At 72.4% G+C, this 13,460-nt stretch carries 8 protein-coding genes; 2 read left to right on the forward strand and 6 right to left on the reverse strand.

Features of this window, described 5'->3' with window-relative positions:
* Window positions 1-69: 69 nt before the first annotated feature.
* The 5 genes from ACIO3O_RS10785 to ACIO3O_RS10805 form a co-directional block, all read right to left on the reverse strand.
* Window positions 70-2,052 carry an ATP-dependent DNA helicase gene (locus ACIO3O_RS10785; RefSeq protein ID WP_401744364.1) on the reverse strand — a complete coding sequence of 661 codons (1,983 nt, stop codon included), beginning with the start codon at window positions 2,050-2,052 and terminating at the stop codon, window positions 70-72.
* Between the two features lie 74 nt (window positions 2,053-2,126).
* Entirely contained in the window at window positions 2,127-4,055 is a 1,929-nt protein-coding gene (locus ACIO3O_RS10790) for an IucA/IucC family protein (RefSeq protein ID WP_401744498.1), read from the reverse strand.
* Between the two features lie 146 nt (window positions 4,056-4,201).
* Complete coding sequence (locus ACIO3O_RS10795; protein WP_401744365.1) at window positions 4,202-5,002, reverse strand: GNAT family N-acetyltransferase; 801 nt, start codon at window positions 5,000-5,002, stop codon at window positions 4,202-4,204.
* Window positions 5,003-5,125: 123 nt separating this feature from the next.
* Window positions 5,126-7,192 carry an IucA/IucC family protein gene (locus ACIO3O_RS10800; RefSeq protein WP_401744366.1) on the reverse strand — a complete coding sequence of 689 codons (2,067 nt, stop codon included), beginning with the start codon at window positions 7,190-7,192 and terminating at the stop codon, window positions 5,126-5,128.
* A 40-nt stretch (window positions 7,193-7,232) separates the two neighbouring features.
* Entirely contained in the window at window positions 7,233-8,726 is a 1,494-nt protein-coding gene (locus ACIO3O_RS10805) for a diaminobutyrate--2-oxoglutarate transaminase family protein (RefSeq protein WP_401744368.1), read from the reverse strand.
* Between the two features lie 302 nt (window positions 8,727-9,028).
* Here ACIO3O_RS10805 and ACIO3O_RS10810 point away from each other — a divergent pair, with 302 nt between their 5' ends.
* The gene (locus ACIO3O_RS10810; protein ID WP_401744370.1) at window positions 9,029-10,252 is read left to right on the forward strand and encodes a trypsin-like serine peptidase; all 1,224 of its coding nucleotides are present in this window, start codon (window positions 9,029-9,031) and stop codon (window positions 10,250-10,252) included.
* 183 nt (window positions 10,253-10,435) lie between these two features.
* The gene (locus tag ACIO3O_RS10815) at window positions 10,436-11,647 is read left to right on the forward strand and encodes a trypsin-like serine peptidase (protein WP_401744371.1); all 1,212 of its coding nucleotides are present in this window, start codon (window positions 10,436-10,438) and stop codon (window positions 11,645-11,647) included.
* Between the two features lie 162 nt (window positions 11,648-11,809).
* On the opposite strand, the gene hflX is transcribed toward ACIO3O_RS10815, so the two are convergent.
* The gene (hflX, locus tag ACIO3O_RS10820) at window positions 11,810-13,288 is read right to left on the reverse strand and encodes a GTPase HflX (RefSeq protein ID WP_401744373.1); all 1,479 of its coding nucleotides are present in this window, start codon (window positions 13,286-13,288) and stop codon (window positions 11,810-11,812) included.
* Window positions 13,289-13,460: the final 172 nt, after the last annotated feature.

The following is a 13,460-nucleotide window of genomic DNA, read 5'->3' on the forward strand; positions in this document are numbered from 1 at the left end:
GAGAGGGCCCCGGGAACCACGAAGGGTGGTTGCCGGGGCCCTCTCCTGTGCGGGCTGCTCCGGTGCGGGCTACGTGCCGTCCGCCTTGGCCGCCGCGTCGATCGCGGCCAGCGAGCGCCGCACCTGGTTGCGGTCCACGGTGTACCAGAAGTCCGGCATGGAGGCCTTGAGGTAGCTGCCGTACCGGGCCGTGGCCAGCCGCTGGTCCAGGACGGCCACGACGCCCTTGTCGCCCGTGGCCCGGACGAGGCGGCCCGCGCCCTGGGCCATCAGCAGCGCCGCGTGGGTCGCGGCGACCGCCATGAAGCCGTTGCCGCCGTTGTCCTCGACCGCCTTCTGGCGGGCGCTCATCAGCGGGTCGTCCGGGCGCGGGAACGGGATTTTGTCCATCACCACGAGCTGGCAGCTCGGCCCGGGCACGTCCACGCCCTGCCACAGCGACAGCGTGCCGAACAGGCAGGTCTGCGGGTCGGCCGCGAAGCCCTTGATCAGCTCGCCGAGGGTGTCCTCGCCCTGGAGCAGGATCGGCATGTCGAGCCGCTCGCGCAGTGCCTCGGCAGCGGTCTGGGCGGCCTTCATCGAGGAGAAGAGGCCGAGCGTGCGCCCGCCCGCCGCCTCGATCAGCTCTGCCAGTTCGTCGAGCATGTCCTCGCGCCCGGCGTCCCGGGTGGGACGGGCCAGGTGCTTGGCGACGTACAGGATGCCCTGCTTGGGGTAGTCGAAGGGCGAGCCGACGTCGAGGCCCTTCCACTCCGGGAAGTCCTCGCCGTGCTGCCCCTCGGGGGCCAGGCCCAGCGAGGCGCCGACGCCGTTGAAGTCGCCGCCCAGCTTGAGGGTGGCGGAGGTGAGGATCACGGAGCGCTCGGTGAAGAGCTTCTCGCGCAGCAGCCCGGAGACGGAGAGCGGGGCGACGCGCAGGGACGCGGTGCCGTAGCGCTCGTTGCGCTCGAACCAGACGACGTCGTACTCGGAGCCGTTGGCGATGCGTTCCGCGACGCCGTGGATGTTCTCGACCATGGCGAGGGCCTGCTTGCGGACGGCGTCCTCGTCGGTGACGGACCGGTCCTTGGTGGAGCCGAGCGCGGAGATCACCGTGCGGGCGGCGTCGCGCAGCGCCATCAGCGCGTAGCCGAGATCCTCGGGGATCTCCTCCAGGCGGCCGGGCAGGGCCAGCTCCATGACCCGCTCGAAGCTGTCGGAGGCGGTGAGGAGGGCGTCCGCCGCCTTCTCGTTGACGATCTTCGCGGCGCGCTTGACGGCCCGGGTGACCTGCGTCGGGGTCAGCTCGCCGGTGGCCACGCCGGTGACCCGGGAGACCAGTTCGTGCGCCTCGTCGACGATCAGCACCTCGTGCTGCGGCAGCACGGGCGCGCCCTCGATGGCGTCGATGGCCAGCAGCGCGTGGTTGGTGACGACGACGTCCGCCAGCTTGGACCGCTCGCGGGCGGCCTCGGCGAAGCACTCCGCGCCGTACGCGCACTTGCTGGCGCCCAGGCACTCGCGCGAGGAGACGGAGACCTGCCCCCATGCCTTGTCGGAGACGCCGGGGGTGAGGTCGTCGCGGTCGCCCGTCTCGGTCTCGTCGGCCCAGTCGCGCATCCTCAGCAGGTCCTTGCCCAGCTTGCTGCTGGGGCCGGAGGCCTCGTAGCTCTCGATCGGGTTGAAGAGGCCGTCCTCCTCGTCCTGCGGGGCGCCCTCGTGCAGGCGGTGCAGGCAGAGGTAGTTCGACCGGCCCTTGAGCATCGCGAACTGCGGGGTGCGGCGCAGCAGCGGCTTCAGCGCCTCCACCGTGCGCGGCAGGTCGCGCTCCACGAGCTGGCGCTGGAGGGCCAGCGTCGCCGTGGCGACCACGACGCGCTCGCCGTGGGCGAGGGCCGGCACCAGGTAGCCCAGGGACTTTCCGGTGCCGGTGCCCGCCTGGACGAGCAGGTGGGAGTTGTCGTCGACCGCGTCGGCGACGGCCTGGGCCATGGTGACCTGGCCAGGCCGTTCCACACCGCCGACGGAGGCGACGGCGGCGTGGAGGAGCTCGGGGAGTGAGGGCTTCGTCATAGCCCGACCACCCTACGACGCACCACTGACAACGGCGGTCACGGCCGGTTTCCCGGCCGCCGCCCGGACGGGCCTCACAGCCGGTGCAGCGGGTTGGGCACGGTGCCGTGCACGGTGGCGTGCGGGCGGTGCGGGCGGTCGCGGTAGCCGTCGGTGTGGAGCCGGTTGCGGTTGAGACAGAGCCGCTCCAGCCGGGGCGCGAGCAGGTCGAACATCTCGAAGCGCTCCTTGAGTTCGGGGAAGCGCCCCTGGTACCGGAGGACTTCAGCTCGTACGAGTGACCAGAACGCGTCCTCGGGGACGCCGAGTTGCTCCTCGCACAGCGGCGCGAGGTAGCGGTACACGCCGATGAACAGCCCGGACTGGATGAACTGCGGCAGGAAGGAGGCCGGTTCGGTGAGCAGGGTGGCGCGTACGTCGTCGGGCATGGTGTCGCGCTCCGGCAACGGTTCCTCGCTGACGTTGACGTCGTCGACGAAGTCCTTGATCGCGAGGCGGACCGGGACGTCGTGCGCGTCGTAGACGACGATGGCGTTCTCGCCGTGCGGGGAGAACACCGTGCCGTACCGGTAGAGGAAGTGCAGCAGCGGCGGCAGGGTCGCCGCGAAGAGGCGGCGCAGCCAGCTCTCGGCGGGCAGCCCCGAGCGGTCGACGAGTTCCGCGACGAACGCCCGCCCGTCGGGGTCGGTGTGCAGCAGCGCGGCCAGGGTGCGGGCCCGCTCGCCGGGGTCGAGGCGGCCTTCGAGGGGTTCGCGCCAGATCGCGCCGAGGAGTTCCTTGTACTGGTACGGGGCCTCCGGCAGGTGGTCGTACACGGGGTGCTCGACGGCGACCGAGGCGACCTCGCCGAGCAGCACGACCCTGCACTCCTCCTTGAGGTACGCGTCCGTGTCGTACAGCCCCTGCATCCAGGCGGTGACGGCGGGCGCGGCGACGGTCCGTTCGGTGGGCAGGCCGCGCCAGACGAGGGTGTTGAGGACGGACAGCGGCAGCTTGACGGTGTGCCGGTCGGGGCGGCTGACGTTGAGGAACGTACGGATGGACTGCTGCGGCAGCCGGAGGTCGCCGTCGGCGGGCAGCGGGACGATCTCGCCGTGCGCCACGGCCGGTGCGAAGAGCGGCAGGACCGCCTCGTCCCACTGCCAGGGGTGTACGGGCAGGAAGAGGTACGTCCGCGGATTCAGGCCCCTGTCGCGCAGGGCCTCCTCGAAGCACGCGCGCGTGGTGGCGTCGAGCTCCTGGGCGTACAGCTGCTGGGGGTCGGCGAGCGAGGGGATGCCCTGGTAGCGGGCGAGGGCGGTGCTGACGGCGATCCACGGGAGTCTGACCGGGGTGCGGCCCTCCGGGGCCCAGGCGTCGGTGTCCTCGGCGGAGAAGCCGACGCGGCCCTTGTTGAGGACGAGCCAGGGGTGTCCGGTCTGATGGCCCTCCAGTTCGGCGTAGGAGAGCTCGGCGAGGCGGGCGGAGCTGACGGCCGTGTGGTCGAGCCGGGCGTCGGCGGCGAGGGTGGCGGTCAGTTCGCGGACGAGGTGGCCGAGGGTGGCGCCGTCGAGGTCGAGGAGGCGGCGGGCGAGGACCATGAAGCGCACGGGGTCGCGGAAGGGGTGGCGCTCGGCGTGGTCGTGGTCCTGGAGCTCGATGGTGTCCGGGTCGACGCGCCAGCTGCCGTAGGAGCCGCGGCGGGCGCGGAAGGACAGTATTTCGCCGTTGTCGAGGCGGAGGGTGTGGGGTGTCGCGCCGGTGGCGCCCGCGGGTGCTGAGGGGGGTGTGTGCGCGGGTGCTGAGGGGTGCGTGCCCGCGGGAGCCGAAAGATGCGTGCCCGCGTCGCCGTCCGGGATCGGCTCGATGATGTCCTCGTACGCGAATTCGCTGAGCGTCTTGGCGAGCAGGCGGCCGGCCGCGCGCTCCCAGAGGGCGCTGGTCAGTTCGGGCGGGGCGAGCAGCGCCGGAGCGGCGGAATCCGTTGCTCCGGTGCCGGGCGGCGGTCCGGCCTGCGCCGGGATCGGGGTGGGTGTCGGGACGGGCGTGGGCTTCGACACGGTGACTCCTCGGGGTGGGACCGATGCGGGACGAGCGGTGCGGCGAAAGCGTCGGGGGGGGCGGCGCGCGTCCGGGACGGCGGGGGCGCGCGCCGCAGGGGGGGTGAGGGTTACGTCTGTGGCGGGTGGACCCGGTCGAGGGCGCTGTCGTGCCCCCGGTCGCGGATCATGAGCGCGGCCCTCTTGTCGGGGAGGTCGAGCTCGGCGGCCCGGCGGAAGCCCGCGCCGAGGAAGGCCTTGACGGACGCGGTGTTGCGGACGTCGGGTTCGGCGACGACGCGCGTGCACGCGGGCCGGTGGTCCAGGACGAGTCCGGCGACGGCCCGCAGGAGTGCCGTGCCCAGGCCCCGCCCGCGGTCGGCGTCCGCGCCGAGCAGAAGGTGCACGCCGGTGTCGTGCGGGCGGGCCGGAAAGTGGCGGGCCAGCGGGTCGAGGTCCGCCCGGTAGATCTCCCAGTAGCTCATCGGGACGCCGTCGAGGACGCCCAGGCAGGGCACGCTGCGTCCGTCGCCCTCCTGTTGGGGGCGCAGGTGGGCGACGGTGGTCTCCTCGGGTCCCGCGAGTTCCCAGTAGGCGGCGACGGCGGGGTCGTTCATCCACCGGGTGAGGAGCGGCAGATCGGTCGCCGGGTCCACGGGCCGCAGCCGGAACTTGCCCACGGGGGTGGCGGCCGCGGGCCAGTCCGCGACGGAGTCCAGGAGGTCTTCCGGCTGCGCCGTCCCGAACCGGGCGACGAACTCGTCGGGCAGCCGGAGCTCCAGGGTGTCCTCGTTGCCGGGTCTGGCGACGGGACCGAGGGGGGCCTGGGGACCGAGGGGGTCCTGGGGACCGAGGGGGCCGGTGTCGGCCGGTGAGGTGCTGCGGGGAGCCGGGTCGGCTCCCGCGTCGGTGCTCGCTTCGTTGGGGGACACGGCGGCGCGCTCCTCTCGGCGGGCCGATGGGGTGGCCGGCCCGCGGCTGAAATGGGTGCGAAGTGGGGGAACTTTCCTGTGGTGGCGGGGCGTTGAGCAGACGAGGCCCGGGGGGCCTGCGGGTCAGGGGCGGAGGGGGTTGGCGATGGTGACGTAGACGGACTGGGTGTCGACGGGGCCCACGAGCTCGTCCAGGCCGTGCAGCCGGGTGAGCAGGTTGGCCTTGCAGCGGAGCGTGGGCTTCTCCAGGAGCTGGGCGGGCAGTGCCGAGCCGAGCCCGGTGGACTTGCCGAGGAACTGGCGCAGCGCGGCGATCAGCACGCGTTCGTCGGCGAGACGCTGGGCGCCGAACGCGCCGATCAGGCCGAGGATGTTGTTGATGCCGAGGTAGTAGGCGAAGCGTTCGTCGGTGACGGCGTCGCTGACGAAGGTGTCGCTCTGCTGCCCGACGCCGCCGAGGCGTGCTTCGAGGGCGTCGCGGTGGGACTCGCGGAAGTAGTAGCCCTGGTTGTCGCGGTAACGGCCGCCGACCGGCCAGCCGTCCTGGTCGAGCAGGACCAGGGTGTTCTGCTGGTGGGCCTCCAGGGCGATGCCCGCCTGCCCGTCGAGCCAGAGCACGGGACGTACGACCTGGTCGAGGTAGCGCAGGAACCACTCGGCGGACACCGCTCCCGCGGGCTTTCCGGTACGGGAGGCCAGTCGCGCCACGCAGTCCGCGAGCCGGGAGTGCATTCCCGTCCGGCCGGGCCAGGGGCGGGGCGCGGTGAGGCCCGCGATGCAGACGGCGTCGTCGTCGGGTCCGAAGGGGTTGTGCCGGAGCACGACGTCCAGGCCGGGGACGGGTTCCCCGTCGGGGGTGTCGACGGCGAGCCAGGCCGGGTCGCGGACGATGTCGAAGCCGGGGTGGGCGGCGTGCCACTGCTCGGCGAGGCCGCCGCGCAGCAGCCGGTGCACTTCGACGCCCCGGTGGAGTTCCTTGCGGAGGTTCTCCCGGCGGGAGTTGGTGATGCGTACGCCCAGCGAGAGCTTGAGCATGGCCGCCGTGCCAGGCCGGTGCACGGTGCGCACGGAGGAGGTCGGGTGCCAGGCGTCTCCCCGGGGCCCGAGGTCGTGCAGCAGTCCTGCGTCGAGGAGCGCGGCGACGGCGGGCCGCAGGGCCACCTCGCGAGCCTGCCACGGATGCAGCGGAAGCGGCACCGTCCCGTCCGGCAACCGTGGGTCACCGGCCAGCCGTGCGGCGAGCTGCTCGGCCTGGAGGGTGCGGCCGCGCTCCGTCCAGGCGGAGTCCTGGGCGAGCACGGAGCGGTCGACGGCCATCCAGTGCAGGGGGAAGGACCCCCGCAACTCCGGTGAGTAGCGCCGCGCTTCGGCTTCGGAGAGCCCTTCCCTGCTCTTGGGCGTGGGGTGCGTGGGGTGTCCGAGCAGCAGGGACTGTTCGGCGGTGAGGAAGAGGTCGGCCCCGCCCCGCGGCCCGGGGTCGGCGCGCCGGTCGGCGAGGAAGTCGGCGGTCCTGCGCACCGAGTCGGCGACCCGGCCGACCAGGTCGGCGCCTTCCGAGGGGTGGGACTGCGCGGTGTCGCCGGAGTCGGAGGCCTCCGGCGCGGTCTCCCGCCCGAGGAGCGCCGCGAGGGTCACCGCGTCGACGGTCGGGGCGTGTCCGGGACCGCTCGCCAGCACCGGCATCCCGAAACGGTGCCACCCCGCGGCCGACCAGTAGCGGACCGGGACCAGGAGGGAGGTGCCGGTGTGGGACAGCGGGATGCGCAGGGTGCTGCCCTGGGGCCGGGGCAGGCCGGTTTCCCGTACCCAGCAGCGCAGGAGGTTCTCGACCGCCGCCGCGTCCGCCGCCGTCCGCGGGTCGGGGTGGTCGAGGAGGTCGGGGCGCGGCCGCAGGGGGCCGGGCCGGGAGCCGTGCGCCTTGGACAGCTGCCGGGGGACGGTCACGGGCTCGTCGGGCACGGGCCGGTCCAGCACGGGCCCGGCCGCAACGGGCCGGTCCGCACGAGGCTGGTCCGCACGAGGCCGGTCCGACGCCGCGCACGCGCCGGGGGCGGCCGTCACGGACGTGACCGCCCCGGCTTCCCGGTCTGCTGCTGCATCACCGGCTGCCACTGCATCGCCGACTGCTGCTGCGTCGCCGGCTTCGACTGCGGTGTCCTCATAGGTGTCGGGTGCGGGAGTGGGGTTCACGGAGGGCTTCCTTGTGAGGTTGTTCCGGCGTCGGCCGGTGTCAGCACGATGTGCCGGTGGGTTCCTGGCGGTACTGCTCCTGGCCGTACGATTCGGGGCCGCGCGGCCCGTTGCGGTGGTGCGCGCGCTCGGCGGCGGCCAGAGCGTCGGCGAACCGGTCCAGTACCGCGTCGGCCTGTTCGTCGGTGAGGGTGAGCGGGGGCAGCAGCCGTACGACCGCCGAGTGCCGCCCGCCGACCTCGACGATCAACCCGCGCCGCAGGCACTCCTGTTGCACGGCGGAGGCGAGCGCGGGCGCGGCGGCGCCCGGTCCGGGCTCCGTTCCGTCCTCGCCCCACTCGACGGAGGAGCCGCTCTCGGGATCGACCAGCTCGACGCCGATCATCAGCCCCCGGCCCCGGACGTCGCCGATCACCGGATGCCCGGCGGCCAGCGTGCGCAGCTGCGCGAGCAGGCGCGCGCCGAGTGTCCCCGCCCGCTCCGCGAGCCCGTTCTCCCGCACGTGGCGCAGCGTCGCGGCACCGGCGGCCATGGCGAGCTGGTTGCCCCGGAAGGTGCCCGCGTGCGCGCCGGGCTCCCAGGCGTCGAGTTCGGCCCGGTAGACGATGACGGCGAGCGGCAGACTGCCGCCGATCGCCTTCGACATGACCATGACGTCCGGCGTGATCCCGCTGTGCTCGACCGCCCAGAACGCGCCCGTCCTGCCGACGCCGGTCTGCACCTCGTCCACGATCAGCGGGATGTCGCGGGCCGCGGTGATCTCCCGCATCCTCCGCAGCCAGCCGTCCGGTGCCGGAATCACGCCGCCCTCGCCCTGCACGGGTTCGAGGATCATCCCGGCGGGCTGCGGCACCCCGCCCTTGGGGTCGTCCAGCAGGCTCTGCGTCCAGCGCGCGCCGAGCGCGGCCCCCCGCTCGCCGCCGGTCCCGAACGGGCAGCGGTAGTCGTACGGATACGGCAGCCGCGTCACGCGGACGTCCCGCGCCCCGCCGGACGCGTCGAGCGCCCCTGCGGTCATCCCGTGGTACGCCCCGGTGAACGTCAGCAGTCCGCTGCGGCCGGTGGCGGTGCGCACCAGTTTCAGCGCGGCCTCGACGGCGTCGGTCCCGGCCGGTCCGCAGAACTGCACCCGTGCGTCGGCGGCCAGTCCCGGCGGCAGGGTGGCGAAGAGCTCGGTGGTGAAGGCGTCCTTGACCGGGGTGGCCAGGTCCAGGACGTGCAGCGGGGCACCGGAGTCGATGACCTTCTTGATCGCTTCGAGGACCACCGGGTGGTTGTGCCCGAGCGCCAGGGTCCCGGCCCCGGAGAGGCAGTCGAGGTAGCGCCGCCCGTCCGCCCCCTCGATGGTGAGCCCGCGCGCGCGTACGGGCACGATCGGCAGCGAGCGCGCGTACGTCCGGGCGGCGGACTCGCGCAGCGACTGCCGCCGCAGGATGCCCTCGTGGGCGACCGCCGACCGGTCGGCGGCGGGCGGACCGCCGAGCGGCGCGCCCTGTTGTGCGACGACTGCCGGAGCAGGTTCGGTCACGGCCACGACTGCTGGTCCTCCCCCAGGTGTGCCTTTTGTACGGAATGGCGCACCTTGCCCCGCAGGGTTGAACGCCGACCGGTTATCCCTCGTACGTACCAACGACAGTGACCCCGAAGGATCACGGGCAATCAGAAGATCCTTCCGGCGGGGGAACCGCGGCCCTGCCGTTGGCCGTCCCCATCGGCACCGGCATAGTGGTGGCGGTCTCCGGCACCCGTGGACACCGCCCGCCACCGCACCGGTGCCGCGCACCCGCCGCCGTACCGCCTCGTCCGTCACGTTCGAAGTCCCAGGGGGATCAAGAGATGCGACCCATACGCCCGACCCGCGCCGTTCGTCAGGGGAGGAGCGCGCGTCGCAGAAGTGCGCCCCTGATGTCCGCCGCAGGACTCGTTGCCGCGCTCGCGCTGACGGTCACGGCCTGCGGGCCGACCGAGGACGGCGCCGCCGGTACGCCGAGCACGCCGGCGACCGGTTCCGCGGCCGCGACGGGCGGTTCGGGCGACGACAAGATCCAGATCCCGGACGATCTCAAGGACCGGCTCAAGGAGCACGGGATCGACCTGGACAAGTGGAAGAACGGCGACTGGAAGAACTGGAACAAGGACGACTGGCTGCGCGAGGCCGAGGACTTCGTCAACCCGATCATCGCGGACCTGTGGAACCCGGACCGCATGAAGGACGCGGACAAGCAGCCGCAGAAGCCCGTCGACAACGACATCTCGGGCGACGAGGGCGTCACGGACCCGATCCCGGTCCGCCTTCCGGCGAAGGCCGCCAAGGCTCCGTACCACTCCGCCGCCCCCGAGTCCGGGCGGCTGCTGTTCGACGGTCCCGAGGGGTCGATGTCCTGTTCCGCCACGGTCGTGAAGGACCCGGCGCACCCGGGCAAGTCCAACCTGGTGTGGACCGCGGGTCACTGCGTGCACGCGGGCGCGAAGGGCGGCTGGTACCGCAACGTCGCCTTCGTCCCCTCGTACAACGACCAGGCCCGCCCGGTCTCCCAGGAGACGACCCGCGAGCAGATCGCACCGTACGGCGTGTGGTGGGCCAAGAGCGCCTACACCTCCGCCCAGTGGATCTCCCAGGGCGGCCCGACCGGCGGCGAGGGCGCCCCGTACGACTTCGCGGTGCTGAACGTCACCTCGGAGAAGGGTTCGGGCAAGTCCCTGGAGGAGACGGTCGGTTCGGCCCTCCCGGTGGAGTTCAACGCACCGGCCGTGCCGAAGATCGCGAGCATGGAGGCGACCGGTTACCCGGCCGCCCCGCCGTTCGACGGCGAGCGCCTGTACCAGTGCAAGGACAAGCCGGGCCGCCTCGCGATCAAGCCCGCGCAGCCCACGATGTACCGCATCGGCTGCAGCATGACCGGCGGTTCGTCCGGCGGCGGCTGGGTGGCGCAGGGCCAGGACGGCAAGCCCGCACTGGTCTCCAACACCTCGATCGGCCCGGTCACCGCGGGCTGGCTGGCCGGTCCGCGTCTCGGTCCCGAGGCCAAGGCCATCTACGAGAAGGCCGGTTCACGCTAAATGTCCCGCCGCGGGCGCACCCTCGACGGTGCGCCCGCACGGGTCCGCGGCACAGCGCCCGGGCCCTTCTGCTACCTTCCCGCACGGCAGTTCCGTACATGACGCCTCTCCGCAAGACACTTCTTTGCATGACGCGGTCATGACACTTCTGCACATCCGGTACATCCAGGGGGAAACATTTCCATGCGATCCATACGTCCGCTGCTGGCCGCCACCGGCCTCGCCGCGGCACTCGCGCTGACCGCCACGGCCTGCGGCCCCACCGAGGACAAGGCCTCCGGCGGCGACAAGGCGTCGGCTCCGGCAGCCTCGACTCCCGCGGGGGACGCCTCCGCGGGAGGCGCGTCCGCCGGGAACGGCGACGTCACCCTGCCCAAGGACATCGCCGACAAGCTCAAGGAGCACGGCGTCGACCCCGAGAAGTGGAAGAACGGGGAGTGGCAGAACTGGGACAAGGACAAGTGGCTGCGCGAGGCCAAGGACTTCGTCAACCCGGTCATCGAGGGCCTGTGGAAGCCCGAGCGGATGCGGAGCGCCAAGGACCCGATCAAGACGGCGTCCGCGAGTGACCTCTCCGGCGGACAGAACGTCAGCGACCCCGTCCCGCGCCCGGTGCAGGCCCAGCGCGAGAAGACCCCGTACACCAAGCACGGCGCCCCGGTCGGGAAGCTCTTCTTCGACTCCCCCAAGGGCCACATGGTCTGCTCCGGCACCGTGGTCAAGGACGTGAACAACCCCGGGAAGTCCAACCTCGTCTGGACGGCCGGGCACTGCGTGCACGCGGGCGGCGCGGGCGGGTGGTACCGCAACCTCATCTTCGTCCCCGCGTACAACAACAACGCCCTGTCGCCGACCGCCCTCCAGGCGGCACCGCCGCAGGAGGAGGCTCCGTACGGCGCCTACTGGGCGGACTGGATCTCGACCTCCGGCGAGTGGATCAGGGGCGGCGGCCCGACCGGCGGCAACGGCGCTCCGTACGACTACGCGGTCATGCACGTGAAGCCCGAGAAGGGCCGCAAGTCGCTGGAGGAGACCGTCGGCACCGCGGTGCCGGTCGACTTCAACGCGCCCGACACCCGGCGGATCAGCGCGATGGGCGCGTGGGGCTACCCGGCGGGCCCGCCCTACGACGGCTACGTCATGCACAAGTGCGTGGACCGTCCGGGCCGCCTGTCGCTGAGCCCGTCCACGCCCGCGATGCACCGCATCGGCTGCACCATGACCGGCGGTTCGTCCGGCGGCGGCTGGTTCATGAACCGCGCGGGCGGCGGCCTCAGCCTGGTCTCCAACACCTCGATCGGCCCGGTGACGCACGGCTGGCTGGCCGGCCCGCGCCTCGGCAAGGGCGCGGAGCAGATCTACACGATGATGAGCAAGCGGTTCGGCAGCAGCTGACCCGCACGCGAAAGGCCGGTGGCCGGCACCCTCATGACGAGGGTGCCGGCCACCGGCCTTTGTGCTGCTCACCGACTTGTGTGCTGCCCACCGGCCTGTGTGCTGTTCACCGGCCTGTGTGCTGTTCACCGGCCTGTGTGCTGCGTACGAAGCCGCGGTGCCTCAGTGCGCGGTGGGGGTGAACGTGGCGAACTCCGCCGCCAGTTCCTCGTGCACCCGCGCCTTGAGCAGCGTGCCCTCCTCGGTGTGCTCCTCGGAGATCACCTCGCCCTCGGCGTGCGCCCGCGAGACCAGGGCGCCCTGGATGTACGGCACGAGCACCTCGACCTCGACCGAGGGGCGCGGCAGTTCGCGGTCGATGATCTCCAGGAGTTCCTCGAAGCCCTGGCCCGTGCGGGCCGAGACCGCGATGGCGCGCTTCTCGATGCGCAGCAGCCGCTGGAGGACGACCGGGTCGGCCGCGTCCGCCTTGTTGATCACGACGATCTCCGGCACGTCGAGCGCGCCGACGTCACGGATCACCTCGCGCACGGCGGCCAACTGCTCCTCCGGCGCCGGGTGCGAGCCGTCCACCACGTGCAGGATGAGGTCGGAGTCGCCGACCTCCTCCATGGTGGAGCGGAACGCCTCGACGATGTGGTGCGGGAGGTGCCGGACGAATCCGACGGTGTCCGCCAGCGTGTAGAGCCGCCCGCTGGGCGTCTCGGCCCGGCGCACGGTCGGGTCGAGGGTGGCGAACAGCGCGTTCTCCACCAGCACGCCCGCGCCCGTGAGGCGGTTGAGCAGCGAGGACTTGCCCGCGTTGGTGTACCCGGCGATGGCGACCGAGGGCACCTTGTTGCGCCTGCGCTCCTGGCGCTTGAGGTCGCGGCCGGTCTTCATCTCCGCGATCTCCCGGCGCATCTTCGCCATCTTCTCGCGAATGCGACGCCGGTCGGTCTCGATCTTGGTCTCACCGGGACCACGCGTGGCCATGCCGCCACCGCCGCCGCCACCCATCTGACGGGAGAGCGACTGGCCCCAGCCCCGGAGCCTCGGCAGCATGTACTGCATCTGCGCGAGGGCGACCTGTGCCTTGCCCTCACGGGACTTGGCGTGCTGGGCGAAGATGTCGAGGATCAGCGCGGTCCGGTCGACCACCTTGACCTTGACGACGTCTTCGAGATGGATGAGCTGGCCGGGGCTGAGCTCACCGTCGCAGACGACGGTGTCGGCGCCGGTCTCCAGGACGATGTCCCGCAGTTCCTGCGCCTTGCCCGAGCCGATGTACGTCGCCGGGTCCGGCTTGTCGCGCCGCTGCACGACACCGTCGAGCACGAGGGCTCCGGCGGTCTCGGCGAGCGCCGCCAGCTCTGCGAGGGAGTTGTCCGCGTCCTGCGCGGTCCCCGAGGTCCACACACCGACCAGCACGACGCGCTCCAGGCGCAGCTGCCGGTACTCGACCTCGGTGACGTCCTCGAGCTCGGTGGAGAGTCCGGCGACGCGGCGCAGCGCGGCACGCTCGGAGCGGTCGAACTGGTCGCCGTCCCGCTCTCCGTCGATCTCGTGGCTCCAGGCGACGTCCTCTTCCATCAGGGCATCGGCCCGCAGGCTGTCTGTGATGTTGTCGTTCTTGGAAGGGGAAGAAGTGGAGGGGGTCATTGGGTCCTAACGTCGTGGTGTCGATGTGTGGTGGAGCCCTGCCGCCTCCCCTCGCGGGGAGACCGAAAGGCCCCGTCGACAGTCACAACGCGTAACGGTCCCGGATGATTCCCCCATCCGCACGTTCCGTCCGGCCGTGCCGTCGACCCGTCGATGGTCGCACGGCACGGCC

Source organism: Streptomyces sp. NPDC087440 (assembly GCF_044744005.1).
Lineage (GTDB): Bacteria > Actinomycetota > Actinomycetes > Streptomycetales > Streptomycetaceae > Streptomyces.

Coding starts and splice junctions, on each gene's coding strand:
- ACIO3O_RS10785 (WP_401744364.1), bottom strand. CDS start 2,052: ATGACGAAGCCCTCACTCCCCGAGCTCCTCCACGCCGCCGTCGCCTCC.
- ACIO3O_RS10810 (WP_401744370.1), top strand. CDS start 9,029: ATGCGACCCATACGCCCGACCCGCGCCGTTCGTCAGGGGAGGAGCGCG.
- ACIO3O_RS10815 (WP_401744371.1), top strand. CDS start 10,436: ATGCGATCCATACGTCCGCTGCTGGCCGCCACCGGCCTCGCCGCGGCA.
- hflX (WP_401744373.1), bottom strand. CDS start 13,288: ATGACCCCCTCCACTTCTTCCCCTTCCAAGAACGACAACATCACAGAC.